Origin of the sequence: Chromobacterium phragmitis, from assembly GCF_003325475.1 — a bacterium.
Taxonomy (GTDB): Bacteria; Pseudomonadota; Gammaproteobacteria; order Burkholderiales; family Chromobacteriaceae; genus Chromobacterium; species Chromobacterium phragmitis.
On the sequence record NZ_CP029495.1, the window covers coordinates 550,959 to 576,139 of the forward strand.

The 25,181-nt window shown below is 61.2% G+C and carries 24 protein-coding genes, 3 tRNA genes and 1 pseudogene; 17 read left to right on the top strand and 11 right to left on the bottom strand.

The window, feature by feature from the left end:
• Positions 1-66: 66 nt before the first annotated feature.
• The gene (gene ndk / locus DK842_RS02710) at positions 67-492 is read right to left on the bottom strand and encodes a nucleoside-diphosphate kinase (RefSeq protein WP_011137089.1); all 426 of its coding nucleotides are present in this window, start codon (positions 490-492) and stop codon (positions 67-69) included.
• A 132-nt stretch (positions 493-624) separates the two neighbouring features.
• On the opposite strand from ndk, the gene DK842_RS02715 reads away from it, so the two are divergent.
• Together DK842_RS02715 and DK842_RS02725 are read left to right on the top strand one after the other, a co-directional pair.
• Positions 625-1,440 (top strand): SPOR domain-containing protein, encoded by an 816-nt coding sequence (locus tag DK842_RS02715; RefSeq protein WP_114059975.1) that lies wholly within the window; start codon positions 625-627, stop codon positions 1,438-1,440.
• Between the two features lie 601 nt (positions 1,441-2,041).
• The gene (locus tag DK842_RS02725; protein WP_114059976.1) at positions 2,042-2,965 is read left to right on the top strand and encodes a LysR family transcriptional regulator; all 924 of its coding nucleotides are present in this window, start codon (positions 2,042-2,044) and stop codon (positions 2,963-2,965) included.
• A gap of 6 nt (positions 2,966-2,971) precedes the next feature.
• Here DK842_RS02725 and DK842_RS02730 read toward each other — a convergent pair whose 3' ends face one another.
• Positions 2,972-4,183: a cyanate transporter gene (locus tag DK842_RS02730; RefSeq protein ID WP_114059977.1), complete on the bottom strand. Its 1,212-nt coding sequence runs from the start codon at positions 4,181-4,183 to the stop codon at positions 2,972-2,974.
• Between the two features lie 527 nt (positions 4,184-4,710).
• Between DK842_RS02730 and DK842_RS02735 the strand changes: the two genes are divergently transcribed.
• The 7 genes from DK842_RS02735 to DK842_RS02765 all read left to right on the top strand — a co-directional run bounded on the left by DK842_RS02735 (position 4,711) and on the right by DK842_RS02765 (position 12,347).
• Complete coding sequence (locus DK842_RS02735; RefSeq protein WP_114059978.1) at positions 4,711-5,325, top strand: thermostable hemolysin; 615 nt, start codon at positions 4,711-4,713, stop codon at positions 5,323-5,325.
• On the top strand, positions 5,322-6,908 hold the full coding sequence (locus tag DK842_RS02740; protein ID WP_114059979.1) for an AMP-binding protein: 1,587 nt from the start codon (positions 5,322-5,324) through the stop codon (positions 6,906-6,908). Before DK842_RS02735 ends, DK842_RS02740 begins: the two co-directional genes overlap by 4 nt.
• Entirely contained in the window at positions 6,880-7,764 is an 885-nt protein-coding gene (locus tag DK842_RS02745) for a TauD/TfdA family dioxygenase (protein ID WP_114059980.1), read from the top strand. Before DK842_RS02740 ends, DK842_RS02745 begins: the two co-directional genes overlap by 29 nt.
• A 10-nt stretch (positions 7,765-7,774) precedes the next feature.
• Positions 7,775-8,920: an aminotransferase class III-fold pyridoxal phosphate-dependent enzyme gene (locus tag DK842_RS02750; RefSeq protein ID WP_114059981.1), complete on the top strand. Its 1,146-nt coding sequence runs from the start codon at positions 7,775-7,777 to the stop codon at positions 8,918-8,920.
• A complete protein-coding gene (locus DK842_RS02755; protein WP_114059982.1) occupies positions 8,901-10,229 on the top strand; it encodes an aspartate aminotransferase family protein in 1,329 nt (442 codons plus the stop codon). The genes DK842_RS02750 and DK842_RS02755 overlap by 20 nt, the downstream gene beginning before the upstream one ends.
• Positions 10,230-10,236: 7 nt before the next feature.
• Positions 10,237-11,637 (top strand): amidase, encoded by a 1,401-nt coding sequence (locus DK842_RS02760; RefSeq protein WP_114059983.1) that lies wholly within the window; start codon positions 10,237-10,239, stop codon positions 11,635-11,637.
• A gap of 446 nt (positions 11,638-12,083) precedes the next feature.
• Positions 12,084-12,347, top strand: coding sequence for a PAAR domain-containing protein (locus DK842_RS02765; RefSeq protein ID WP_114059984.1), 264 nt, complete (start codon positions 12,084-12,086; stop codon positions 12,345-12,347).
• A 13-nt stretch (positions 12,348-12,360) separates the two neighbouring features.
• Here the strand turns inward: DK842_RS02765 and DK842_RS02770 are convergent, their stop codons facing one another.
• Positions 12,361-13,005, bottom strand: a complete 645-nt coding sequence (locus DK842_RS02770) for a hypothetical protein (RefSeq protein ID WP_145963958.1) — start codon at positions 13,003-13,005, stop codon at positions 12,361-12,363.
• Between the two features lie 58 nt (positions 13,006-13,063).
• Here DK842_RS02770 and DK842_RS02775 point away from each other — a divergent pair, with 58 nt between their 5' ends.
• From DK842_RS02775 to DK842_RS02785, 3 genes are read left to right on the top strand one after another with little or no spacing between them, the layout of a single operon-like run.
• Complete coding sequence (locus DK842_RS02775) at positions 13,064-13,411, top strand: DUF2345 domain-containing protein (RefSeq protein ID WP_114059986.1); 348 nt, start codon at positions 13,064-13,066, stop codon at positions 13,409-13,411.
• A gap of 5 nt (positions 13,412-13,416) precedes the next feature.
• Positions 13,417-14,124 (top strand): hypothetical protein, encoded by a 708-nt coding sequence (locus tag DK842_RS22870; RefSeq protein WP_145963959.1) that lies wholly within the window; start codon positions 13,417-13,419, stop codon positions 14,122-14,124.
• On the top strand, positions 14,057-14,917 hold the full coding sequence (locus DK842_RS02785; RefSeq protein ID WP_145963960.1) for a hypothetical protein: 861 nt from the start codon (positions 14,057-14,059) through the stop codon (positions 14,915-14,917). The genes DK842_RS22870 and DK842_RS02785 overlap by 68 nt, the downstream gene beginning before the upstream one ends.
• 243 nt (positions 14,918-15,160) lie before the next feature.
• Here DK842_RS02785 and DK842_RS02790 read toward each other — a convergent pair.
• A pseudogene (locus DK842_RS02790) lies at positions 15,161-16,106 on the bottom strand (IS5 family transposase).
• On the opposite strand from DK842_RS02790, the gene DK842_RS02795 reads away from it, so the two are divergent.
• A complete protein-coding gene (locus DK842_RS02795) occupies positions 16,105-17,058 on the top strand; it encodes a site-specific integrase (RefSeq protein ID WP_114059989.1) in 954 nt (317 codons plus the stop codon). The pseudogene DK842_RS02790 and the gene DK842_RS02795 overlap by 2 nt on opposite strands.
• A gap of 14 nt (positions 17,059-17,072) precedes the next feature.
• Here the strand turns inward: DK842_RS02795 and DK842_RS02800 are convergent.
• From DK842_RS02800 to DK842_RS02810, 3 genes are all read right to left on the bottom strand, one after another.
• Positions 17,073-17,148: transfer RNA gene (locus DK842_RS02800), tRNA-Thr, on the bottom strand.
• 63 nt (positions 17,149-17,211) lie between these two features.
• A tRNA-Pro gene (locus DK842_RS02805) sits at positions 17,212-17,288 on the bottom strand.
• A 77-nt stretch (positions 17,289-17,365) separates the two neighbouring features.
• Positions 17,366-17,442: transfer RNA gene (locus DK842_RS02810), tRNA-Pro, on the bottom strand.
• 96 nt (positions 17,443-17,538) lie between these two features.
• Between DK842_RS02810 and DK842_RS02815 the strand changes: the two genes are divergently transcribed.
• The 4 genes from DK842_RS02815 to DK842_RS02825 all read left to right on the top strand — a co-directional run bounded on the left by DK842_RS02815 (position 17,539) and on the right by DK842_RS02825 (position 21,415).
• Positions 17,539-18,528 carry a recombination-associated protein RdgC gene (locus tag DK842_RS02815; RefSeq protein ID WP_114059990.1) on the top strand — a complete coding sequence of 330 codons (990 nt, stop codon included), beginning with the start codon at positions 17,539-17,541 and terminating at the stop codon, positions 18,526-18,528.
• A gap of 265 nt (positions 18,529-18,793) precedes the next feature.
• Complete coding sequence (locus DK842_RS02820) at positions 18,794-20,239, top strand: catalase (RefSeq protein ID WP_114059991.1); 1,446 nt, start codon at positions 18,794-18,796, stop codon at positions 20,237-20,239.
• Positions 20,240-20,350: 111 nt separating this feature from the next.
• On the top strand, positions 20,351-20,527 hold the full coding sequence (locus DK842_RS23290) for a hypothetical protein (protein ID WP_168194806.1): 177 nt from the start codon (positions 20,351-20,353) through the stop codon (positions 20,525-20,527).
• Between the two features lie 108 nt (positions 20,528-20,635).
• On the top strand, positions 20,636-21,415 hold the full coding sequence (locus DK842_RS02825; RefSeq protein ID WP_114059992.1) for a DODA-type extradiol aromatic ring-opening family dioxygenase: 780 nt from the start codon (positions 20,636-20,638) through the stop codon (positions 21,413-21,415).
• Between the two features lie 10 nt (positions 21,416-21,425).
• Here the strand turns inward: DK842_RS02825 and DK842_RS02830 are convergent, their stop codons facing one another.
• The 4 genes from DK842_RS02830 to DK842_RS02845 all read right to left on the bottom strand — a co-directional run bounded on the left by DK842_RS02830 (position 21,426) and on the right by DK842_RS02845 (position 25,035).
• Entirely contained in the window at positions 21,426-22,376 is a 951-nt protein-coding gene (locus DK842_RS02830; RefSeq protein WP_114059993.1) for a dihydroorotate oxidase, read from the bottom strand.
• A 147-nt stretch (positions 22,377-22,523) separates the two neighbouring features.
• Entirely contained in the window at positions 22,524-22,991 is a 468-nt protein-coding gene (gene bfr, locus DK842_RS02835) for a bacterioferritin (protein WP_114059994.1), read from the bottom strand.
• Between the two features lie 47 nt (positions 22,992-23,038).
• Entirely contained in the window at positions 23,039-24,808 is a 1,770-nt protein-coding gene (feoB, locus tag DK842_RS02840; RefSeq protein ID WP_114059995.1) for a ferrous iron transport protein B, read from the bottom strand.
• Positions 24,805-25,035: a FeoA family protein gene (locus tag DK842_RS02845; RefSeq protein WP_168191786.1), complete on the bottom strand. Its 231-nt coding sequence runs from the start codon at positions 25,033-25,035 to the stop codon at positions 24,805-24,807. The genes feoB and DK842_RS02845 overlap by 4 nt, the downstream gene beginning before the upstream one ends.
• Between the last annotated feature and the right edge of the window lie 146 nt (positions 25,036-25,181).

The window sequence follows — 25,181 nt, forward strand, 5'->3', positions numbered from 1 at the left end:
GCAATCCTCAGCAGGCAAAAGAGGCCGCCGGCAGCGGCGACCTCCGGTCATTCAACTACTTTTGAATCAGCGGGAGCTGATTTCGGAAGCGGCGAAGAAGTAAGCCACTTCGATGGCAGCGTTTTCCACGCTGTCGGAGCCGTGAACGGCGTTGGCGTCGATCGACTCGGCGAAATCGGCGCGGATGGTGCCGGCTTCAGCCTTCTTCGGATCGGTGGCGCCCATCAACTCGCGGTTCTTCAGCACGGCGTTCTCGCCCTCCAGCGCCTGGATCATCACCGGGCCGGAAACCATGAAGTCGACCAGATCCTTGAAGAACGGACGCTCTTTGTGCACGGCGTAGAAGCCTTCGGCTTCGGCGCGGGACAGTTGCTTCATCTTGGCGGCCACAATCTTCAGACCGGCGGATTCAAAGCGGTCGTAGATTTTGCCGATCACGTTTTTAGCGACGGCATCCGGCTTAACGATGGACAAGGTACGTTCGATTGCCATATAAATTCTCCCTAACGACAAGACAACTGGCTAAACTTAAGTATTATGACGCCAGTCGGGTTACCCAATTCTGACGAACCCGTTATTTTAGCAGCGTTTTCAATCACGTGCTGCACATTCCATTCAGGCACCATGCGCGAACAAAACCAACAGCAGACGCCGTATGACGGCGAAGACGAATCCAACCTCAACGGCAAGCTGAAAAAACGGCTATGGATCGCCGGCGGCCTGGTCGCTGTGGCACTGGCGGCCATCCCGCTGATGGACGCGCTGACCAAGCAAAAAGTGGAAATGAACAGCGACGCGCAAAGCCCGAGCTCCGGCAAGATCATCAAGCCGGCCTCCTCGCCGGAAACCGGGGCCATCATCCAGCCCAAACCCGCCAGCGCGCCGACCGAACAAAGCAGCGCGCCGATAACGGAAACCGCCAACAGCGCGCCGGCCGCGCCGGCGGAAAGCGCGCCCGCCACCCCCGACCTGAGCAAAACACCAGCCATCGCCAATCAGCAAGCGCCGCGACACGCGCCCTCGCAGGCCACCCCCCACCCCGCAGCAGGCCCGAAAAACGCCCCCGCCGCCGCGCGCGAGACGCCGCCGCCAGCCAAGGCGCCCACGCAGCACGCCGCCGCCCACTCCGAAAGCATCCCGACGCCACCCCCGCCGCAAAACGCGGCGCAGGCCGCGCAGGAACCCGCGGCCAAAGCCGCGGCGCCCGCCAAGGCCGAGCCCGCCGGCAGCTCAGTCGGCTACCAGGTCCAGCTGGGACTCTTCTCCAGCATCAACAACGCGCAAAAATTAGTGCGCGAGCTGCAAAAACACGGAATTTCCGCCCACACAGTCACCCGCGTCCAACTCGGCCCATTCAAAAACCGCGCCGAAGCGGAGGAGGCGATGAAAAAACTCAAGGAACTGGGTTACGCCCCCCTGCTGGCCGCCGGAAGCCAGTAAGAAACGCCCGCGGCAGCGGGCGTTTTCCCGCCCGCCGCGAACGCGCAGCGCAAAAAGCCCCAGGCATGCGCCTGGGGCTTTTTGCAGAATCTGGCAGGCAGTACAGGGCTCGAACCTGTGACCCTCGGAATCAAAATCCGATGCTCTACCAACTGAGCTAACTGCCAACACTTCCCGAAGCGCGCTGCGTTTCGAGAGAGAAGAACTATACCTGCGCCAAACCAATCTGACAAGCATTTTCGAAAAATTTTCGCCCGCCCCGCAGCCATGGCCATCGCCAAGCCGCTCCAGCCAAAGCCCAGCCATCCCCGGCAAGCGACCGTTCGTCACCCTCATGCCGAAGCGAAGCGTTTTCATTATGCTTTATGTCATAATAATCAGGACAATATTAATGACTATATCATACAATTGATTGCGCATTGAATGCCCGCTCATCTCCATGGCTGGCGCCCGAAGCCTGCTGCGGCAAATCACCGTCAGGCTCGTCCAGTCGCAATCGCATTCAGCGCCAATACGCGACGGCCGGCATCCGGCCATCGCAAAATATAAATGATTCCTGTTCATTTGATGAGCGGGAACGCGCCTTCGGAGTCGACACGCCATGCTGCTCAACAACCGCGTCCGTAAACTGGATTTCCAGGATTTGGTGATTTTCCAGCTGATCTACAAACACAGAAGCGTCACCGAGGTGGCGGAACAACTGAGCGTCAGCCAATCCACCATCAGCTACTGCCTGAAGCGCTTGCGCGACTGCTTCGACGACGAACTTTTCATCAACTCACGGCTCGGCATGAGTCCGACCCAGCGCGCGGAGGCCTTGACGCCTCGCATTCAAAGCATTCTGAACCAAATGGCGGAATGCGCGCAGGAGGATGCCGACTTCAACCCCAACGGCGAATCCTCATCCTTCACCATTTACGCTCCCGAATATTTCGAAATCCTGGTGATGCCGGAACTGATGAAAAGCATTCTGGAGGCCGGCTACAAAGTATCGATCAACATCAAGAAGCCGGAGAAGGACCTACCCTACGACGACATCGTCAGCGGACAGATAGACTTAGCCATCTTTTTTGGCCCGGGTTTCTATCGCACCTACCCCGGCCTCGCTACCCAAACGCTGTTTCGCGATCACCTGCTGGCGGCGTACGACGGCGATGATCAGCCCCAGGCGCTGGGCCTGGAAGAGATGATGCGCCGCCGGCACGTCTTCCCCACGCCCTGGGTCTCGGACAGCAATATGGTGGACGGCTGGCTGCGTTCGCAAGGCAAGCGCCGCACTATCGCAGCCAAGGCCAACAGCTATTACTCCGCGATAGAGCTGCTGGCCGGCAGCGACTTGCTGCTGATGCTGCCCAAACGCATCCATGAGCGGGTAAGGCGGCAACAGCCCAATATCGGCGCCCGGCCCGGCCCGGAGGGCCTGCCGGACTTCACCCTGGACATGGTGTGGAGCGCGGCACTGGCCAACAACCAAGCCAATGTCTGGCTGCGCCAGCAACTGATCCGCGCCTGCGCCAGCATCTAACGGCGCTCAAGCGCGTCCGGCTTGAACGGCGAAGTGCCTCGGATACTCGGCGGGGCGGAAGCGGACCACCATCCCCAGCATGCCGGCGGACACCAGCGCCAGCAGCAGCCAAGCCTGAGTGAAGCTGGAGGAAATGTCCTTGATGTAGCCGGCGATCAACGGCGACATCGCGGCGATCAGATAGCCCACCCCCTGCACGAAGGCAGTCAACTGGCCGGCGCGGCGCGGCGCATCCATATGGTCCATCGCCACGATCAGGCTCATCGGGAACAATCCGCCGATGCCGAAGCCCAGCAAGCCGGCCCAGACGATGGGATAGGCAATCGGCGCCAGGATCAACCCTGTGAAGCCCAGAATCACCGAAGCCAGCACCAGCAGCAATACCGGCCGCCGATCCAGGCTGCGGCTGGCCAGCGCCGGGGTCACCAACCCGGACACCACCTCCATGCTGGTCAAGTAAGCCAGCAGCAAGCCGGCGTGAGTGTCCTGCCAGCCTTGCTCCACATAAAAAGGCGGCAACCAGGCCAGCACGCAAGTATAGGAAGCGGTGCCAAGTCCGAAGAAAATGCCCAGCAGCCACGCGCGCGGCCGGCTGGAAAACGACTCGCTCGGCGCCCGCGCGGCCTGCTCACCGGCGGAGAAAGAGACGATGTCGCCGCGTATCGCGTACCAGGCGGCCAACGCTACCGCCGCCAGCGCCGCCCATGCCGCCAGCGCATGCTGCCAGCCGCCCAGCCAAGCGCCGATGAAGGGGGAAACCGAGGCCGACAGCGCCGCGCCGCCCATGATCGCGGTCACGTACACCCCCATCAGCAACGCCACCGCATCCGGGAAACGGCTCTTGATGATGCCCGGCATCACCGACTGGATCACCGCGATGCCCGCTCCAGCCACCACCGCGCTCAGGATCAGATCCAAAGCCGAGGATGCGCACAGCCGAGCCAGGCTGGCCAGGCCGATCACCAGCAGAGAAACCGCGATGGCGCGGTGCTCGCCCCAACGCGCCGCCAGTCGCGCGCCGCGGAACATCGCGAAGCCCATCGCAAGCACCGGCAGCATGGTCAGCAGCGAAACCAGCGTGTAGCTCAACGGAATGCTGCCCCGGATGGACGTCAGCAACGGGCCGATGGCGGCCATCGATGGCCGAAGATTGAGTCCCACCAGCACCAGCGCCAGGATCAGCGGCGCGCGGCTGGATGTTTGTGAGGTTCGGGTCATGTTCCCACTCCATGCATTTTGAAATGACTCGGTCATTTAATAGATCAAACCAATTGAGTGCAATTCAAAGTTTCGAATCCGCTATCGGTTTTTTTGCAATCCACCACCCAGCCCTCCGCCTACACTGCGTGGCGCATGCTTGGCATCTGTCAACGATGCTTGGCCAAGAATCCCCCCCCCGATTCTGCGTTGCGTCGATTGTTCGCACCGCCAGCGCCGGCTCGCCTTGCCTTGGATGCTTCGATGAGTTCGTCCGCGGCCAGAACCACCCGCCACGAAAACGCTATGCCTCACGCGAGGAGAGCATGCTCCCCGCGGATAATCCTTATTTAATACCTGAGCTGCCTAGCGATTTTAATCTTTGATTTTTTACATAAGAAATACATGTAAAAGAATATCTAACTTATTACTCAACTATTTAAAAGATTCGAGAATTTAAATGTGCAAATCTAATTAATACTGAATGACAATGTCACAAACAATCCATCATAAGCCCGTCCACACTTGGAAAACCAACGGGAGATGTGATGAAGATCCGAGTCGCAAAGCATGGAACTGCTTTATGGAATCTTGCCGCAACCGCCGTGCAAGAAAAGTATCAAAATGCGTACGAAGCTCAAGTTGAGCCCAATCCTGAAAATTTCGTCGTAGCAATGGACGACAATCAGAATACGCTGGCTTGCGCGGGCATTACATTCGCCGAGCACATATCATTATTCTCAGAACAGTACCTGGAAAAACCAATTGAATTATTGGTCAGAGAGATGTGGCAGCGCGAATACTATCGCAGCGATATCGCCGAGATCGGAAATCTGATTTCCAACGATAAGAATGCCTCGCTCAGCATCATAAAACTGGTGCCGCTGCTGGCCTGGTGCATGGGAGCCAAGGCGCTGCTGTGCACTGTCACCCCCAAAGTGGCCAGCTTGCTGAAAGCCTGCGACATCGAATTCGAACCGATCTGCGCCGCCGACCCGGCCAAAGTCGCCGGCGGCGCCAGAGCGTGGGGCAGCTACTACGACAGCCATCCCGTCACCGGACTGATCCATGTCGCCAATCACCGCGCCCTGTTCCACCGCCTGACCACATCCATGGACTTCGTCCGCAGCAACCACGCCAGCCAGCTGGAGACCGTGTCGTGAGCCTGAGCCATCAATTGCACCAGCAACTCCTCAGCCAGCCGGAACAAACCGCCTGCGTGGACCATGATGCGGACGGCGGCTTCCGCCGCCGCCTCAGCCGCGGCGAGTTGGCCGCGGCCGCCCATGGACTGGCTGACAGCCTACGCGCCGCACTGCCGCCCCAAAGCATCGCGCAGCGCCCGGTGGTGGGCATCGTGATACGCAACAGCGGCGATTGGGTGATCGCCGACCTCGCCTGCCTGTTCGCCAACCTGACCAGCCTGCCTTTGCCGCAAGCCTTCACCCGGGCCCAGGCCGAACACCTGGCGGCCAAGTGCGACTTCTTCCTGCTGGACGAAGCCGGCGAAGCCATACTGGAGCGGCGCTGGGGCATCCAACCCGCCGCCGGGCGCAAACTGCGGGTGGACCAATTGGCGCCCCCGTCAGACGCGGCGCCGGATGCGCCGCCATCCGCTCCCGATGGCGGCTGGATCTGCAAAACCATTCACACCTCAGGCACCACCAGCCGCCCCAAGGGCGTCTGCCTGAGCGAAAACGCCATCGCCGCCACGCTGGCCAGCCTACGCGAAGCGCTGCCAGCCCATTGCCACCGCAGCTACCTGTCCTTGGTGCCGCTGAGCCTGCTGCTGGAGCAAATCACCGCGGTCTACCTGCCGCTGCTGTCAGGCGGAGCGGTCCACTTCCTGCCGGAAAGCGTGCCGCTGCTGGGCGAGCCCGGCGGCAGCGCCGACCGGATGCTCGATTGGCTGGCGCGGGTCCGGCCCGGCGCCTGCACGGTTCCTCCGGTGGTGGCGAGCCGGCTGCTGGCCCGCTTGGAGCAAAACGACGCCGAACTGGCGGACTACCTGGCTTCCGACGCCGCCCCGCACATCACCTGCGGCGGAGCGGCGGTCAGCGCAGAAACGCTGAGCCGGCTGGCCGAGCGCGGGGTGCCCGTATTCCAGGGCTATGGCCTCAGCGAAAACGCCTCGGTCGTCAGCGTCAACACGCCCGCCGCCAACCGGCACGGCAGCGTCGGCCGCCCGCTGCCCCATGTCCGCGTGCGCATCGCCGCAGACGGCGGCATCCAGATCCGCAGCGCCTCCCTGTTCAGCCACTATTCCGGCGAGGACCCGAGCGCCTGCGCCCAAACCGCCGACGGCTGGCTGGATACCGGCGATCTGGGCGAACTGGACGCCGATGGCTATCTGTTCATCAGCGGCCGCAAAAAGAACGTGATCTGCCTGCCCAACGGCCGCAACGTCAGCCCAGAGCAAGTGGAGCTGGAGCTCCGCCAGTTGAGCGGCATCCACGACGCAGCAGTCTTCCTTGACGACGAAGATGGCCTGGTCGCGCTGCTGCACACCGCCGAAACGCCCGACCCCGCGCCATGGCTACGCTGGATGGCTGACAACCTGTCCGACATCGAGCGCCCTGCCCGGCTCTGGCTTCTGCCGCGCGGCAATGAATTGCTCAACCGCCTGTACACCGTCACCGGCCGCCCCCAGCGCGGCGATATCGCCCAAGCTTACGCCGCCCGTCGCGGCGCCCATTCCACCCATGAGGAGAATTCCAATGAACACGGCCGTCTTGTCGCAATCTGAAACCGTCGTCAAATATCTGTCGGCCACCGACATGCGCCAGCTCAACACCGAGGAACTGCTGACCGAGCTTGCGGAAACCGGAGTGCTGCTGTTCCGCCAAGGCGCGGAAACCGTCGATGAATTCTGCGATTTCGTCAAACGTCACAGCTCGCGGCTCAGCCTGGATCCGGCGCGGACCATGGAGGGCGGCGCCGCCCAACTGGTGGATGCCGGCACGGATGCCGTGGGCCTGCATTGCGAGAACGGCAACTCGCCATTCTGGCCGGACCTGACCTGGTTCTATTGCAAGGAAGCCCCGCGCATGGGCTCGCAAACCACCGCCTGCGACGGCGCAGCCGTACTGGAGCGCCTGTCCGAGCGCACCCGCGACTTCTTCCTGAGGAACGAAATCCGCTACTCGCGCAATGTGCAGGCAGACAAGTGGAAACGGCTGGTCGCCCACTACACGCCTGGCCTGGACAATCTCGATCAAGTGAGCTTCGAGCATCTGCAGCGCGTCATCGGCGACGACCCCAACACCCAGATCACCTACAACCCGGCCGACGAATCCATCGGCTACGACTTCACCGTGTCCGCGGTCCTGGTCTCCGCCATCAGCCGCCAGCCGGCCTTCGCCAACAGCATCCTCGGGCCCTCGTACAACTACGAGAAGCCGCGCATCACCGTCGCCGCCAGCGGCGAGCCGATTCCGGCGGCGATGATGGAAGAAGTCGTCCGCATCACCGACGCCGCCACCATCCCGATCAACTGGGACGACAACGACTTCGTGATGATAGACAACCGCCGCGTGATGCACGGCCGGCGCGCAATCATCGACACCCGGCGCAAGATCTTCAACGCGCTCAGCTACTTGTAAGGAGACAGCCATGACCGCACGCGATCCCTTGCCGGCCTTCGCCGGACAGATCATCAGCGCGCAGGGCGATACCCTGATCGACGCCAGCGGCCGCCGCATCGTCGACCTAGCCAGCGGCGGCCTGGGCTTCGGCCTGCCGGACATCATCGGCAAAGTCCGCGAACAAGCCTCGGTGATGGGGCTGTCCAACCGGGTAATGATGTCCGAACCGCTGCTCACACTGTGCCGCGAATTGGCCGGCATGCTGCCGCCCGCGCTGTCCAACGCCTATGTCTGCAGTTCCGGCGACGAAGCCTTCGAAGGCGCGCTGAAGCTGTGCAAGGGCCTGCGGCCGCAACTGCGGCGGCTGGCCCACATCCGCGGCAGCGAATTCGGCTCCCTCAGTTACGGCCGCTGCCTGGAGGAGCCGGAAGGCTACGGCCAGCTGCGCCGCTTCCTGGGGCTGGAGACGCTGACAGTGGAGCGCGACGGCGCGCTGCCGTCCATCGCCGAGCTGTCCCAGTGCTATGCGCTGTGCTACTCGCCGCTGGTCCGCCAGAACGACGGTTCGCTGGCCGCCCTGCCGCCGGAACGCCTGCTCGCCGTCGCGGCGCTGGCCCGCTCGGCCGGCGTGCCCCTGGTCTGCCAGGCCAGCGAAACCTGCCTGGGCGCCGCCGGAACGATGTTCGGCCACGAACTTTCCGGCGTGGTGCCCGACATTTTGGTGCTGGGCGGCGCATTGGGCGGCGGCGCAGTGCCGATAGGCTGCTACTTCACCTCGGCGGAGCGCGCCTACCAGGTGTACGGCTGCAGCTCCCCCGCCAAGCATGGCAGCACCACCGGCGGCAATCCGCTGTCCTGCACCGCCGCGCTGGCGGCGCTGGAGCACGCCGCGCGGCACAAGGCCCCTGAACGCTTCCAGGCGCTGGGCAAACAGATCGCCGGCGCGCTGCCGGAGTACGTGTCCGGCGTGGTCGGCGGCATCGCCAACCTGCGCCTGCCGGACGGACTGGACGCCGCCGGACTGCCCGACCGGCTGCTGGCCGCCGGCGTGCTGACCCGCCCGCCGCGCGGCCGCACACTCACCCTGCACCCCTCGGCCGCCACCCGCCCCCAGGCGCTGGATGCCGCTCTCGACATCATCAGGAGGACATTCGATGACCACCGCCGCCATTGACCGCCGGCAATTGCTGGATGACTGCGAAAAACACTGGGGCGCGTCCGCCGCCAAGCTGTACCGGATCGCCGGCAGCCAGGTGGAGGCGGAAGCCTCCGGCTGCGAGGTGCGCGACCATACCGGCCGCCGCTACCTGGACTTCGCCTGCAGCTACGGCGTCTTCATCGTCGGCCACCGCCACCCCGCCGTGCAGCGCCGCGTCGACGCCCAGCTGGCTCAGCTGGCCTGGACGCCGCGCGGCGCGGCCCACCCGGTCCAGCAGGAGCTGACCGAACGCCTGAAAGCGCTGGCGCCCGGCGACTGGGCCGACGTCCGCTACATGCTGTCCGGCGCCGAGGCGGTGGAGCACTCGCTGCGCTACGCGCTGGCCGCCAACGCGCCGCGCCGGCGCATCGTCATCACCGCCGGCGCCTACCACGGCAAGACGCTGGCGGCGATGAGCATACTCGGCCAGCGCCAGCACGAGGCCAGCTTCGGCAAGCTGTCGGCCGACGTGGTCATCGTGCCCTACGGCGACATGGCCGCGATGCGCGAGGCCGTCGGCGACGGCGCCTGCGCCGTCTACCTGGAGCCGATACTGGGCGGCGCCCACCTGCGCATGCCGCCACTGGGCTATATGGAAGACATCCGCGCGCTGTGCGACCGCACCGGCACCCTGCTGGTGGCCGACGAGATTCAAACCGCCTTCGGCCGTTGCGGCAAGATGTTCGCGGTGGAATACGCCAACATCGAGCCCGACATCCTGATCCTGTCCAAGGGACTGACCGGCGGTTACGCCTCCATCGCCTGCGCGATGTACCGCAAGCAAACGCTGGAGCGGCTGCCCGCCCCGCCGGACGACCACGACAGTTGCGGCGGCCATCCCTTCGCCTGCGCCGCCGCGCTGGCCGCGCTGGACGTGATCGAGGAGGAAAACCTGTTGCAGGCGTCGGTGGAGCGTGGCCAGCAACTGCGCCAGGGCCTGATGCAACTGGCCCGCCGCTTCCCCGACATCATCGAAGACGTGCCCGGCATCGGCCTGATGACCGGCCTGCGGCTGAAGGGCGCGGTGTACGAATCGCTGCTGTCGATGGAGCTAGGCAAGCGCAACGTGCACACCGGCCACTCGATGAACGAACGCGCCGAGCGCCCAGTGCTGCGTTACTACCCGCCGCTGACCGTCAGCGCCGAGACCATAGACGAGGCGCTGAAACGCACCCGCGAGGCGCTGGAAGCCGTGGCCGCCCTGCCGGCGTGGAAGATCTCGGTGATGCGCCGCGTCACCCGCTCCATGTACCGCCTGCCCAACGCGCTGTTGCGCAAGATGTGAGGATGCCATGACAGACATCGACACCCTGAGCCTGAGGGAGATGGCCGACCTGCAGCAGCGCGGCCGCTTGGCCAGCCGCGACCTGGCCGAGCACTACCTGGCGCGCATCGCCGAGCGCAATCCCCAGCTGAACGCAATCATCGAGCAGGCGCCCCCGCAACGCGTGCTGGCCGAGGCTGACGCCGCCGACGCCGCGCTGCGGCGCGGCCGCCCCCAGGGACCGTTGCACGGCGTGCCGCTCAGCTTGAAGGATGCCTGCCACGTCCGCGGCTTCCACCCCAGCCGCGGCGTGCGCGAGCTCCACGGCGCGGCCAGCGAAGCCAACGCCACCGTGGTCCAGCGATTATTCGACGCCGGCGCCATCGCCCTCGGCCTCAGCAATGTGCCGGAAATGTGCATGGCCTTCGATACCGACAACCTGCTGTACGGCCGCACGCTCAATCCGCACGATCCAGAGCGCTCCGCCGGCGGAAGCAGCGGCGGCGAGGCCTCGGCCATCGCCGCCGGCATGAGCCCGGGCGGGCTGGCGTCCGACGCCTGCGGCAGCGTGCGCGTGCCCGCCCACTTCAACGGCGTGTGCGGGCTGAAGCTGACGCAATGGCGCGCGCCGCTGACCGGCCAGTTCCCGCACGACCGCTCCGGCCTGTTCCACCTCAGCTCCTCGTTCGCGGTGATGGGGCGCGGCGTCGACGACATCGCGCTGCTGGGCCAGCTGATCAGCGGCCCGGACGGCAAGGACCCGGACACCGTGCCGGCGCCGTTCCGCGACTACCGCGAGCAGCCGCTGTCCGCGCTGCGCATCGGCGTCTGGCAGGAAAGCGCCGGCCCGGCCCGGCCCTCCGCGGCCACGTCCGCGCTGCTGCAGCATGCTGCGGCGCTGCTGGACGGCGCCGCAGCGTCAGTGGCTGAAGTCGTCCCGCCGATGGTTGACGAGGCTTTTGATGCTTTATGGAAAGTGCTGGTGCTGGGCGGCGACGGCGGCCGCGGCTGGAAGCAACTCTTCAGCCGGATGGGAAAAACCGCGTTCTCCGCGCCCATCGCCCAACTGCTGGAGTGGAGCGGCGAACTGGAAATGAGCGTGGACGAGCTGCGCGCGTCGCTGGTGATGCGGGACACGGTTCGCCACCGGCTGGCCATGATGTTCCGCGACATCGACGTGCTGATCTGCCCGGTCTATCCGGACATCGCCTTCCGCCACGGCGAATCGCTGCGCGAGCCGGGCGCCTACCGCTACGTCTTCCCGTTCAGCCTCAGCGGTTCGCCGGCGGCGGTGATTCCGGCCGGCCGCTGCCCGGACAGCGGCATGCCGATCGGGCTGCAACTGGTGGGACGCCATTGGGACGAGCACCAGTTGCTGGCCGCGGCGGCTCACCTGGAGCGACTGCTGCCGGCCTGGCGTCCGGTTTAGGCAAATCATTCCCGCCAATAAAACAACGGGCCCGTTTTGAATTCCAGATCCAATATCCGGCGATTCAAAATGGGCCCTGTTTATATTTGGGCAAAAAAGCGGGCAATAAAGAAAGGGCTTAGTCTTGCGACTAAGCCCTTGATCTTTATGGTGCCGGTAAGAGGAGTCGAACCCCCGACCTTCGCATTACGAATCACACGACCAAAACATAAGTATTTGTTTTTAATGCCGTTATTCGCATTCGCAATGCAGTTTCCGGCAAGAAATATCCCCCATTTGACACGGCTGCGGCACAGTGCGCGGCACAAATGCGTCACATCCACACAGCTTCATCGCCCTCCTCACCCCCAGACAGGCAACAGACTGTAGCCCAGACCATTGGCCAGCAGACTAGACCTATCCCCTGTGGCAACATCCTTAGATTGCCCTTCTCTCATCCCCGACAAATGAAACCAGTTATACGGATAGGCGATCCGACCGACCACGGCGGAAATGTTACCAGCGCATCCAGCACAACAACCGCATTCGGTAAGCCTATCGCGCTAGTTGGCGACAGCGTAAGCTGCCCCCGACAAGGACACACGAACTGCACAATCGTTGAAGGTGACTCGTCTTGGACCGTAAACGGCAAAGCCGTTGCCCTGGAAGGTCACGCAGTCAGTTGCGGAGCCAAGCTCATCAGCACGCTAGGGCAGGTCAAAAGCGGCTGATAGCACTTCACCTCTAGCAATGATGGGCATTGGGTACAAAGAATGTTCTAGCAAAATCACTAGCCTGAAAGTACATGTGAAAGCTCTCGCTAATTTGCTCATTGCCCTGGTGCTGAAGCAAGTAAATTTCCACAAACCGCGCCGCATAAAAATTAACCCACTTGGCAGGCGTAGAAAAACTTTCTTTGGCATTGATAGATGCGTTCAAACTACTTATTGCATTTGAAGAAACCGAAAAGAAATCGTAGTCCAGAGGAAAGAAAATTAGTAACTCTCCGGGAGTTACCTGCTCAACAGACTGGCTGCTGACGATGTAGAGCCTAGGACCATGCTCCGTTGGAGCAGACACGATCAACTGTGTAATATCAATCTGGTCACATCTACCTACCTCTCGCCGCCTAAACTCCTTTTCTTTTTCCAATAACGACGGAAGCAAGAGTATATCGATTCCATTGCGCAAATACTTCAGCATCCGATAGATAACGCAGTACTCACCGGTTCCAGTGAGTACCCCGCCATCCCAATAGTGAATTTTTTCGGCATGCACGCTTTTATCGAAAACATCTTGAGCGCTATTTGATATAAGTATCTTGTTATCAGCAGACACGACAACGCTATCACGGGCCTGCATTGCAATAAGGAAGGTCATATCAGCCAAGCCATAAAATGCATATATTGACAATCAATTTCAAAATAATCTAATCTTGGAGAGAAAAATGGCAGGTGGGGGCTACATAAGAATATCCGGCGGCAACATTGAAATACATTGCCCTGGAACAGTAAGCATTCGCGGGCAGAATATCGCACTCTCAGGCCCAGCGCAAATCGGAATGAATATGAACAAAATGCCATCCGCAGATTTGCACAGCCTTTCATTTGTTGTGCAGGATGCTAAAGGCAACATTCAAAAGAACATGCCCTACATCATTAAGGATGGGAAGGGAAAAACCCTCAAGGGTATTACCGACAAATACGGCCGAACGCAGCGAATACACACAAGCAATCCAAATGATCTATCAGTGCAGCTAGATCACGGCGCAATGGGAAATCATTTGGAAGATTAGTTATCATGGCACAACCAAAACAAACTACGGCAACAACAAAGCCGAAGGATAAGAATGCAACTGCGGAACATAAGGAGGATGTTTACGTTCTCGTTATTGGCTTTGAAGTCAATAATCCGCAAGTATACCGTGACGTTGACGTAGGCAAAGGGGTAAAACGGAAAGTCCATCATGTCCTTGAGGACCCAGGCCACACATTCATGTATCTGACGAAGAACTTAAAAATTACATTCTTCTACAGTCTTGGCCCTCAGCCCGGAGCATCGACAATGCAGCGCGCCTATGGAAAAGGAACTCCAGAGTATCACATTCCAGGAAAGACTCGCCTTTACAGGCTAATCATCAACGAGTCACAATATGAGAAAATGCTAGCAAAAGGAAAGGCATACCGCGCTGACGTATTAGCCGGAGACCGAAACTACAATATCCTTCTAAACTTCACCTGCGCACGCAGTGCTAGAGATATCATTGCCGTCGGGTGGTCTGGCGTTCCAAAAGGGGAAAGTCTTGTTGGAAAGAGTGCGACTTTGTCATTCGATGAAGTAGTAAATCCATATGCATTCTACGAAGACATTCACAACAAATATCCCGATGACGAAATTACATTAGAGCCAGACGAAGCTCAATGGCAAAAAATCATGGCCGATGGAAATAATCCATCAAAAGAAACGCCAGACCCGACACTTAATCCTTCATCCTTCAAGGGCAAATAAAGCAATGCTTAAAAGAAAAGCCATCCCGCTTTCACTGCTCGCGATTATCGCCATTATCATCTCTGGAGTTATCATCATGAACATAAATGATGAAGAAAAATCCCCCAAAACAAAAGACCACATCCTCGACAAAGATGGACTAATAACAAAATACGACAGCTTTATTAGCGAACGAATGAATAAAAAGAAACTAACACCAATAGACAAGACTCAGCTAGAGAGTTTTTTAAAGTTAAACTTGGACATTTTATCGGGATTAATCACACCAGAGGAAGTTGATCGAACCAATATTAATGTTGACGTAAAATTATGGGCACCCAAATTACTTACCGCACCAATCATCTCTGCCACCATGACCAACACCTATATCATTAAGGAGCCAACGTCATCGACAAAGGGTGTATATGGTGAATTTTCCAGCTCCATCTTAAGAAAAGATGATAAAGCCCCCTGGGAATATAGCAGCTTGTCCATGCTAAATCTGTACAAATTCCCGATACTTACCGACTTCGAGCCTACCGACTATGCAAAACTTAACTTAAAGCTAGTAGATAAATTTCTACTTTCCAATTTGGAAAATCAAGCCCAAAGAATCGACTTCTCTCCGACAAGCAATTACAAAGAGTTCGCATCATCAAATAGAAATGGACTGAATTATGCTTTTTACAAGTTCATTTCCACCAAGAGCGCGGTCCCTCTTACAGTTGTTTTTGGTGTGCAGGAAGATCAATACAATGAACACGAAATCTATCCCAAGAATTGGTATTACGTATACATGAAGCGAGGCAGTTAATCCTTTCTTGATGCCACCTAAATATGTGCTCAGGCATTGAGTTCAACGGGCAGGCTATCCGCTGGACCGACTCACAGCCACGCCTGCCAGTACTCATGCGCGACGGCTCCGTTGAATGGTGTCAGTGGGGCAGACCCGGCACCTCATGGACTCCAGACGCGCCCGGCGGTGGCCTCCTCCGGCTTGAGGGGCTTTGTTGCACAAATCAGCCGCAGGTCGAACTACCCCAATCCCCAGACGGATTTATCCCATGCGGACCGTTTGCGGCGTGCCCAGTGCTGTGAAGCGATTTAGAATCGCTGCACAGATTTGAAGCTCCGCCACCTGCCGGTCAAAGTCCCGTGACTTAACCCGGTCTGCCAGCAATTTGAAACAGTGCGTCTTCGTTTCGACCAGACTGCGGCGATGGTAGCCACTCCACTTTTCCCAGAGCGTGCGTCCCAGATACTTCACCGAGCGTAGCGACTCATTGCGAGCCTGATTGCCCCGTGAATTCCCTTGCCAGAATTGGCCGTTTCGATGTGGGGGAATGATGGCCGCAGCTCCGCGCTCCACAATCGCGGCATGACATAGACGGGTGTCGTACGCCCCATCCGTGGTCACTGTCACGAGTCCCTCTGTCGCCGGAATTTGCCGCCGGAATTTGCGATAGCCGCTCTGGCAGCATCGTGGCATCTCCAGTGCGATTGTCGGTCACTTCCATTGCCTGGATTTCCAGCGTTTGCGCATCAATTCCCAGATGCAGCTTGCGCCATTGGCGGCGGTAGTCAGCACCATACTTTTTCACCTTCCACTCGCCTTCACCCAACATCTTGATGCCGGTGCTATCCACCAAGAGATGCAGATAATCTTGCTTTTTCTGTACCGGGATGCGGACCTGCAGGTCTTTCTGCCTGCGGGAAAGCGTGCTGAAGTCGGGAACGGCCCAGTCAAGTCCAGCCAGGCGCAACATGCTTTCGACCATGCCTGTGGCTTGCCGTAGCGCCAGGCCAAACAGGCATTTGATGGTGAGACAAAACTGGATGGCAGCATCGGCGAAAGTGGACTGCCGTCCCCGTTTGCCGGTAGCCGGAGCCAACCAGTTCATGCCTTTGTCGAGCCAGAGAAGGAGCTGCCCTCGTTGCTTGAGGGACTGGTTGTAGGACTGCCAGTTGATGGTTTGGTACTTGGGAGGAAGGGGCTTGCTCATGCTGTCATTCTACCGGACGGACGCAAGCCCTGATTTGTGCAACAAAGCCCTACTTCACTTCCAAGGCTGGCCACTCGCCAAAATAACAGAGGAGGAAATTACACGCGCCGTCAGCAAGATGGAGAATCGCCGCCATCTGCTCAATTGGCAAAAAATGTGCAATCGGCTTATGAGGGAAGGCAAGCCAGTTCCTGAATATGAACCCAAGCCGGTAGCTGTTGCAACAAGAGCAACCCACCTTGCTTTTATTCGGGCATTGCTGAATGCAGCGCATGAATGGAAATGGCTTGAAACGGTTCCCAAAATAAGAACCCCCAAAGCTAAAAATAAGCGGATACGGTGGATTACAAAAGATGAAGCACAACGACTTATTGACGTGCTCGAAGACCCGCTAAAAAGCGTCGTAGTATTTTCCCTGGCAACAGGACTGCGCCGCTCAAATATTGTTCATCTGGAATGGTCACAGATCGACATGGCGCAAAAAATTGCATGGATACATCCAGAGGACGCCAAGGCCGGCAAAGCAATTGGCGTCGCTCTGAATGACACAGCTTGCAACATACTACGGAAACAAATCGGCAAACACCCGCGTTGGGTGTTTGTCTACACAACGGAGGCTACCAGATCAAACGGCACTCGGACAGAAAAAGTTCGGAAAATGCGCGTTGATGCAAATAAGGGCTTTAAAACTGCACTACGCGCGGCTGGGATCGAAAACTTTACGTTTCACGACCTCCGCCATACTCGGGCCTCTTGGCTTGTTCAAGCCGGCGTCCCTCTCCCCGTCCTAAAAGAAATGGGCGGATGGGAAACGCTCGAAATGGTGATGCGTTATGCGCACTTGGCACCGTCTCACCTCAGCGCCCACGCCAAGCAGATAGATATCATTCTGAACAGTCGTGACACAAATACGGCACAAATAGAAAAGGGGCTAGACGACATAGCCGCCTAACCCCTTGATTTCTATGGTGCCGGTAAGAGGAGTCGAACCCCCGACCTTCGCATTACGAATGCGCTGCTCTACCAACTGAGCTATACCGGCGAACCAATCTGTAAAAAAAGCCCTGATTCTCTGAATTTGAAAATCAAGGCTTTTTTTGAATCCTGGTCGGAGTGAGAGGATTCGAACCTCCGGCCTCTACGTCCCGAACGTAGCGCTCTACCAGGCTAAGCTACACTCCGATTCTACTGCTTTTCGACTTGCGTCGAGAGAAGCTACTTTACCTCAGACTTCATTTTCTGACAAGCAATTTGTTAACTGGTCGGAGTGAGAGGATTCGAACCTCCGGCCTCTACGTCCCGAACGTAGCGCTCTACCAGGCTAAGCTACACTCCGACGACCGCTTACAAACTGCTTGTCTGAAAAACTGCTGCTGCATCGCTTGCTGCGGTACAATCAGCGGCTTCAGAGGACGCGCATTATGGAACAAATATGTGGTTTAGGCAACTATCTTTTTATCGTTTGAGCGGCGAAAGCCTGGTGGACGCCGATAAGCTGTTGCAGGCATTGGAAAAACGTCCGTTTCAACCCTGCATGGGCCTGGATTGGTTCAGCGAAGGCTGGGTGCCGCCCGCCGGACACCTGGAAGCGCCGGTCTACGCCGCCCGCGGCAGCCTGATGGTTTCCATGCGCCGCGAAGACAAGGTTTTGCCGGCTTCGGTGATCCGCGACTTCGTCGAAATGAAGGTGCAGGAGATCGAAGACAAGGAGCTGCGCAAGGTCGGCCGCAAGGAAAAGCTGGCGCTGAAAGAGCAGATCACAGACGACCTGCTGCCGCGCGCCTTCGTGCGCAGCGGCCGCACCAGCGCCTACCTCGACATCGCCCGCGGCTGGCTGATGGTGGACTCCGGCTCGTCCAGCAAGGCCGAGGCGCTGGTCTCCAAGCTGCGCGAGGCGCTGCCGCCCTTCCCGGCCGCGCTGCCGCGCACCCAGATCGCGCCGCACACCGCGATGACCGACTGGCTGGCCGCCGGCGAGGCGCCGGGCGGCTTCGAGCTGGACGCCGATTGCGAACTGAAGGACGGCAGCGAAAACGGCGCGGTGGTGCGCTGCAGCCGCATCGACCTGACCAGCGACGAGATTCGCCAGCATATCGCCACCGGCAAGCAGGCCACCAAACTGGGCCTGATCTGGAACGAGAAAATCCGCTTCCAGCTGACCGATACCCTGCAACTGAAGCGCATCCAGTTCCTGGACATGCTGCAAGACGAAGCCAGCCAGGCCGGCGACGACCGCGAAAGCCTGTTCGAAGCCACCTTCATCCTGATGAGCGAAGAACTGGGCGAACTGGTGGAAGCGCTGGTGGAGGCGCTGGGCGGCGTGGAAGACAGCCAGGCGCAGCCGGCGGCCCCCGCGCCGGCGCAAGCGTCGCAACCGGCTCCCTCCGACGCGGGCGGCGCCGTCGACGTGCCCTGGGACTGATCCCTCATTCCCCCGCGAACAGCCCGGCCCCGCCGGGTTTTTTTGCGCCCGCGCGCGGCCCATTTTCCGTCATTAAGAAAAACTAACTATCAACTTAAAATAATTGATTTAACAAAACTATCAAACTTGCGGATACTGCGAGCGTCAACTATCGGGAGAGAGTCATGAAACAGAACTGGCGTCACACCTTGCTGGACATGTGGTCGGGCTTCGCCTGGCTGCAATGAGTCCTTCCCGAAGATTCCCCACTCAAGGAGAAAGCAGGATGAGCAAGCACAACCTCACCACCGCCGCCGGCGCCCCGGTCGTCGACAACCAGAACGCGCAGACCGCCGGCCCGCGCGGCCCAATGCTGCTGCAGGACGTGTGGTATCTGGAAAAACTGGCCCACTTCGACCGCGAAGTGATTCCGGAGCGGCGGATGCACGCCAAGGGTTCCGGCGCCTTCGGCACCTTCACCGTCACCCATGACATCAGCCGCTACACCCGCGCCGCGCTGTTCTCCGACATCGGCAAGAAGACCGACCTGTTCCTGCGCTTCTCCACCGTGGCCGGCGAGCGCGGCGCGGCCGACGCCGAGCGCGACATCCGCGGCTTCGCCGTCAAGTTCTACACCGAGGAAGGCAACTGGGACCTGGTGGGCAACAACACGCCGGTGTTCTTCCTGCGCGATCCGCTGAAATTCCCCGATCTCAACCGCGCGGTGAAGCGCAATCCGTACACCAATATGCGCGACGCCAACGCCAACTGGGACTTCTGGACCCTGCTGCCGGAAGCGCTGCACCAGGTCACCATCGTGATGAGCGACCGCGGCATCCCGGCCAGCTACCGCCACATGCACGGTTTCGGCAGCCACACCTTCAGCTTGATCAGCGCCAAGGGCGAGCGCCACTGGGTCAAGTTCCACTTCCACACCCAGCAGGGCATCCAGAACCTGAGCGACGCCGAGGCGGAAAAGCTGGTGGGCCAGGACCGAGAGAGCGCGCAGCGCGATCTGCTGGAAAGCATAGACCGCGGCGATTTCCCGCGCTGGACCCTGTACATCCAGGTGATGACCGAAGCCCAGGCCGACGCTTGTCCCTTCAATCCCTTCGACCTGACCAAGGTATGGTCGCACAAGGACTACCCGCTGATCGAGGTCGGCGTCCTGGAGCTGAACCGCAACCCGCAGAACTACTTCGCCGACGTGGAGCAGGCCGCGTTCAACCCCGCCAATGTGGTGCCTGGCATCGGCTTCTCGCCCGACCGCATGCTGCAAGGCCGCTTGTTCGCCTACGGCGACGCCGAGCGCTACCGGCTGGGCGTCAACCACCACCTGATCCCGGTCAACGCGCCGCGCTGCCCCTTCCACAACAGCTATCACCGCGACGGCGCGATGCGGGTGGACAGCAATGCCGGCGCGACCATCGGCTACGAGCCGAACAGCCAGGGCAAGTGGCAGCAGCAGCCGGCGTTCGACGAGCCGCCGCTCGCGCTGCAAGGCAACGCCTACCACTACGACTTCCGCGCAGACGATGACGACTACTACAGCCAGCCCGGCGCGCTGTTCCGGCTGATGACGCCAGCCCAGCAACAAGTGCTGTTCGACAACACCGCCCGCGCGATGGGCGGCGTCGACGAGGCGATCAAGCGCCGCCACATCGCCAACTGCGCCAAGGCCGATCCCGCCTACGGCGCCGGCGTGGCCAAGGCGCTCGGCCTGAAGATCTGACGCAGAGCTGAACGGCCGGCCGGGCGAAAGCTCCGCCGGCTTTTTCTTCCCTCTTGATTTAAATGATAATCATTATCATTATTGTGGAAAGCCATTCACGTGAGAACCGCCATGCAAACCGTCAGCCCCTTCCCATCCCGCCACAAGGCCAACAAACCCGCCCCTGCGCCGCGCCGCCGCTGGCGGCGTTGGCTGGGCCTGGCCATCTTCTGCGCCGGCTGCCTGCTGTGGCTGCAACACGGCGTAGCGCCAGCGCCGCGCCCCGCGGCGGCGTCTACCGCGCGTTGAGCCGATATTTATTGAACCAAAGTAAACAATTAAGTGAGAAAACCGGCGTTTTTTTAACCGCCACGCCGGCGTAAGCTGTTGCCATACCCTCATTGCAGGCAACAGATCATGACCACCCGACAACCCTCGCTGTTCATTTCCCACGGCGCGCCTACGCTGCCGATAGAAGACAGCCCCACCCGCCACTTCCTGGAACAATTGGGCCGCGACTGGCCGCGCCCGCGCGCCATCGTCATCGTGTCCGCCCACTGGGAGACGCGCGCCCTCACCGTCAATCTGCAGCCCAGGCCCGACACCCTGTACGACTTCGGCGGCTTTCCGCCGGTGCTGCGCACGCTGCGCTACCCGGCCGCCACCGACGCGGCGCTGGCCGAACGCGTGATCGGCCTGTTGGATGCTGCCGGCCTGCCGGTGGCCGCCACCGCCGAACGGCCGCTGGACCACGGCATGTGGACGCCGCTGCTGCTGATGTTCCCCCAGGCCGACATCCCGCTGGTGATGATCTCGCTGCACCACAAGGCAGGCGCCGCCGAGCATTATGCGCTGGGCCGGGCGCTCAAGCCGCTGCGCGACGAAAACGTGCTGGTGATGGGCAGCGGCAGCTACACGCATAATCTGTGGGAGCTCAGCCCGGAAGGCAGCGAACCCGCGCCCTGGGCGGCGGGCTTCGCCGACTGGATGGACCAGGCGCTGCTGGCAAACCGCCGCGACGACATCGTCCGCTGGCAACAGCGCGCGCCCTACCCGAACGAGAACCACCCCAGCGACGAGCACTTCCAGCCGCTATTGGTGGCGCTGGGCGCGTCGGACGACGACGCGGTTCCGGTCAAGCTGCACGACGACTGGCGGATGGGTTCGCTGTCGATGGCGTGCTGGCGCTTCGATTGAGGAAAACCGCCTACAGGGTGCGCAGCCTGCCGCGGAACGCGTCCAAGCTGCGGTAGCCCTTGGCGCGCATCAGCACCGCCAGTTCCGAGGAGATGCGGGCGAAGGCGCCCGGCCCCTCGTGATAGAGGCAAGTGCCCACCTGCACCGCGCGCGCGCCGGCCAGGATGTGCATGAAGGCTTCGCGGCCGCTCTTCACCCCGCCGCAGCCCACCACATCCTTGCCCGGCAGCAGCCGGTAAAACTCCCGCACATTGGCCAGCGCGGTCGGCAGCACGTAATCGCCGCCCAGCCCGCCCAAACCGTCCTTGGGCTTGATCACCACCGCCTCGCTGTCGATGTCCACCACCAGTCCGTTGCCTATCGAATTGATGCAAGTGACGAAGGCCAGCCGCGGGTGGCGATTCAATATCTCCGCCATCGCGGCGAAATGGGCGGGATCGAAATACGGCGGCAGCTTGACGCCGTACAAGCCGGGATAGGCGGCGTCGAAGGCGTCCAGCGCCTCCGCCGTCGCGGCGAAATCGTAGCCCAACTGCGGTTTGCCCGGCACGTTGGGACAGGACAGATTGACTTCCGGCACCGCCGGCAGGCCCTCCTCCGCCAACGCGCGCAACATCGCGCAATTGTCGTCCAGCGACAGGCCGGACAAGGACAGGAACAGCGGTTTGCCGCTGCCGTAGCGATAGCGGCGCGCATAATCCAGGTAGTAGTCGAAGCCGCGGTTGGGCAGGCCCATCGAGTTGATGCTGCCTAGCGGCGTCTGGCAGTAGCGCGGCTCGGGATTGCCGTCGCGCGGGGCCAGCGTGGCGCTCTTGCTGACCACCGCGGCGGCGGCGGAGGCGCGCACCGCCTCCAGCTCCTCCTCTTCCCGGCACCACACGCCCGAGGCGTTGTACAGGCAGCCCGGCATGGCCTGGCCCAGCCAGGTGACGGAGAGGTCGATCGCGTAATCGTCGGACATCGGAAACTTTCTTCGCTGAGTGCTGGAGATGTCCTTGATTTTGCTGGAGATCGAAAACCGGCGCGCTGAGCGGGGTCAAACACCGCGGCGGCCGGACAAAGAAAATGCCCGGCCAAGGCCGGGCATGCCGTCGAACGCGGCGAACGCTTACATCTGCGCCTGCTGGTAGTTCTCCACGCCCATCAGCTCGATCAGCTTCAGTTGCTGCTCCAGCCAGTGCGCGTGGTCGTTTTCGGTTTCTTCCAGCAGCACCATCAGCGCGTCGCGGGTCACGTAGTCGCGCACGCTCTCGCAGTGGGCGATCACCTCCTTCAGCAAGGCGCCGACTCGGTACTCCACTTCCAGGTCGGCCTTCAGCATCGCCGGCACGTCCTCGCCCACCTTGATCGGCACGCGGCGGGCCACGTCGGGGCGGCCCTGCAAGAACAGGGTGCGGGCGATCAGCGTGCGCGCATGCTCCAGTTCATCCTCGCGCTCGTGGTCGATGCGCTCGAACAGCTTGTTCAGCCCCATGTCCTTGTACATCTCGGCATGGATGAAATACTGGTCGGCGGCGGACAGCTCTTCGGCCAGCAGATCGTTGAGCAGCGCTATGGTCTTGGAATCGCCCTTCATGTTCTTGTCCTGTCTTTCTGGGTCATGCAAACCGTCATTCTAGGCTTTCAGCGCAGCAGATGCACGCCTTGGTAGAAGACGAAGGACAGCGTCCAGGCCAGCAGCACCGACCAGGCCACCGACATCGCGGCGAAGCGCCAGCTCTTGGATTCGCGGTGCATCGCCGCCACCGTGGACAGGCAGGGCACGTACACCAGCGTGAAGATCAGGAAGCTCATCGCCGACACCCAGTCCAGATGCTGGACCAGCACGCCGCCCAGCCCCGCCTCGGACACGCCGTAGATCACCGCCAGGCTGCCCAGCAGGATCTCCTTGGCGATGAAGCCGAACAGCAGCGCCACCGCCAGCTCGGCGCGTATGCCTATCGGGTTCAGCACCGGCGACATGGCCTCGCCCAGCGCGTAGGCCAGCGTTTTGCCGCCGCCCGCCGGGATATGGGTCAGCAGCCACACCATCACCACCCCGGCCAGGATGAAGGTGGAGGCGAGGCGCAGAAAGGCGCTCACCTCTCCCGCCGCCCGCGTCAGCATGTGGCGCGCGCCGGGCAAGCGGTACGGCGGCACCTCCAGCAGAAAGGCCTCGTCGCCGCGATAGCGATGCTTGAACACCCAGGCGGTGATGATGGCGGCGACGAAGGTCATCAGATAAAGGCCGGACACCACCCACGGCGCCTGCGTCTTGCTGAACAGGATGCCGGCGAAGAACACCACCACCTGCAACCGCGCCGAGCACAGCGAGAACGGGATCACCAGCATGGTCAGCAGCCGCTGCTTGCGCTCGCGCATCACCCGCGTGCCCATGATGGCCGGCACATTGCAGCCGAATCCCATCAGCTGCATCACGAAGCCGCGGCCATCCAGCCCCAGCCGCGCCATCATCGCGTCGGTGAGGAAGGCCGCGCGCGCCAGGTAGCCGCTGTCTTCCACCATCGCCATCAGCACGAAAAACACGAACAGAATCGGCGCGAAGGTCAGCACCGTGGCCACGCCCTGCCACACGCCGTCCAGCAACAAACTTTGCAGAATGGCGGGCAAGGACGCTATCGCCGGCGCCAGCGCGCCATCCTTCACCCAGTCGAGCAAGCCGCCCACCGCCTCCTGCAGCGGCGTGCCGATCTGGTAAGTCAGATTGAACAGCAGCGCCATGAAGGCGAAGAACAGCGGCAAACCCAGCCACGGGTGCAGCAGCCAGCGGTCCACCTTCTCGGTCAGCAGCGTCGGCAGCACCGGCGGCAAGCGCCAGCAGCCTTCCAGCTTGCGGCGGGACAGGTCGATCGCCCGCTGCGACTCCGGCACCTTCTCCAGCTGCGCGTGCGCGGCCGGCCCGGCGCCAGCAGCCAGCCGATTCAAGCCGTCCATCAGCCTGGGCCAGCCCTCCATCCGCTTGGCGGACGCCAGCACAACCGGCGTCCGCAGCCGCTCGGCCAACCCGTCTACATCCACGGTCACGCCGAGCAGCTTGGCCTCGTCGGCCATGTTCAGCACCACCAGGCTGGGCAGCCCGCTGGCGATCACCTGCAGCGCCAGCGGCAACTGGCGGTCCAGCTGGCTGGCGTTGAGCACCAGCACCGCGCCGTCGAACGGCGTGGACAGCAGCACGTCCCGCACCACCGCCTCGTCATCGCTGTAGCCGGTGAGGTCGTTGACGCCGGGCAGATCGATCAGCTCCACCATCTTGCCGCCCAAGAGCAGACGCGAGCTGATCAGCTCCACGGTCAGGCCGGGCCAGTTGCCCACCCGCTGCGACATGCCGGTCAGGCGGTTGAACAGGGTGGACTTGCCGGTATTGGGCAGGCCTATCAGGGCGAAGCGCTTCATGCCGCGGCCCTCACCTGGATCTTGCGCGCCAGGCTGCGGCGCAGCAGGAAGCGGGTGGCGCCCACCTCCAGCAGCAGCGGCCCGCCCAGCGGCGCGGCGCGGCGCAGATGAAAACGGCTGCCCGGCACCAGGCCGAAGGCAGCCACGCGGCGAAACGCCTCGTCGCTCAGATCCAGCCGGTCCACCACGCCGTGGGCGCCGGCCGGGAAGCCATCCAGTGACTGCATAGGAAATCCCGATGTAATGCGAATAGTTTGCATTAGTATATCGAAGGCCAATCGCGCCGGATGCGGCATATTGCCGCAATCCCGCGAGCGCTTGACTTCGGTCAAGCCCGCCATGATGCCGCAAACCGGCCCTTCAGGCGACCCTC

Bases quoted from the DNA above. Each gene is read 5' to 3' on its own strand.
- ndk (WP_011137089.1), bottom strand. From the start codon at position 492: ATGGCAATCGAACGTACCTTGTCCATCGTTAAGCCGGATGCCGTCGCT.
- DK842_RS02715 (WP_114059975.1), top strand. From the start codon at position 625: ATGCGCGAACAAAACCAACAGCAGACGCCGTATGACGGCGAAGACGAA.
- DK842_RS02725 (WP_114059976.1), top strand. From the start codon at position 2,042: ATGCTGCTCAACAACCGCGTCCGTAAACTGGATTTCCAGGATTTGGTG.
- DK842_RS02730 (WP_114059977.1), bottom strand. From the start codon at position 4,183: ATGACCCGAACCTCACAAACATCCAGCCGCGCGCCGCTGATCCTGGCG.
- DK842_RS02735 (WP_114059978.1), top strand. From the start codon at position 4,711: ATGAAGATCCGAGTCGCAAAGCATGGAACTGCTTTATGGAATCTTGCC.
- DK842_RS02745 (WP_114059980.1), top strand. From the start codon at position 6,880: ATGAACACGGCCGTCTTGTCGCAATCTGAAACCGTCGTCAAATATCTG.
- DK842_RS02750 (WP_114059981.1), top strand. From the start codon at position 7,775: ATGACCGCACGCGATCCCTTGCCGGCCTTCGCCGGACAGATCATCAGC.
- DK842_RS02755 (WP_114059982.1), top strand. From the start codon at position 8,901: ATGACCACCGCCGCCATTGACCGCCGGCAATTGCTGGATGACTGCGAA.
- DK842_RS02760 (WP_114059983.1), top strand. From the start codon at position 10,237: ATGACAGACATCGACACCCTGAGCCTGAGGGAGATGGCCGACCTGCAG.
- DK842_RS02765 (WP_114059984.1), top strand. From the start codon at position 12,084: ATGAAACCAGTTATACGGATAGGCGATCCGACCGACCACGGCGGAAAT.
- DK842_RS02775 (WP_114059986.1), top strand. From the start codon at position 13,064: ATGGCAGGTGGGGGCTACATAAGAATATCCGGCGGCAACATTGAAATA.
- DK842_RS22870 (WP_145963959.1), top strand. From the start codon at position 13,417: ATGGCACAACCAAAACAAACTACGGCAACAACAAAGCCGAAGGATAAG.
- DK842_RS02785 (WP_145963960.1), top strand. From the start codon at position 14,057: ATGGAAATAATCCATCAAAAGAAACGCCAGACCCGACACTTAATCCTT.
- DK842_RS02795 (WP_114059989.1), top strand. From the start codon at position 16,105: ATGCTGTCATTCTACCGGACGGACGCAAGCCCTGATTTGTGCAACAAA.
- DK842_RS02815 (WP_114059990.1), top strand. From the start codon at position 17,539: ATGTGGTTTAGGCAACTATCTTTTTATCGTTTGAGCGGCGAAAGCCTG.
- DK842_RS02820 (WP_114059991.1), top strand. From the start codon at position 18,794: ATGAGCAAGCACAACCTCACCACCGCCGCCGGCGCCCCGGTCGTCGAC.
- DK842_RS23290 (WP_168194806.1), top strand. From the start codon at position 20,351: ATGCAAACCGTCAGCCCCTTCCCATCCCGCCACAAGGCCAACAAACCC.
- DK842_RS02825 (WP_114059992.1), top strand. From the start codon at position 20,636: ATGACCACCCGACAACCCTCGCTGTTCATTTCCCACGGCGCGCCTACG.
- DK842_RS02830 (WP_114059993.1), bottom strand. From the start codon at position 22,376: ATGTCCGACGATTACGCGATCGACCTCTCCGTCACCTGGCTGGGCCAG.
- bfr (WP_114059994.1), bottom strand. From the start codon at position 22,991: ATGAAGGGCGATTCCAAGACCATAGCGCTGCTCAACGATCTGCTGGCC.
- feoB (WP_114059995.1), bottom strand. From the start codon at position 24,808: ATGAAGCGCTTCGCCCTGATAGGCCTGCCCAATACCGGCAAGTCCACC.
- DK842_RS02845 (WP_168191786.1), bottom strand. From the start codon at position 25,035: ATGCAGTCACTGGATGGCTTCCCGGCCGGCGCCCACGGCGTGGTGGAC.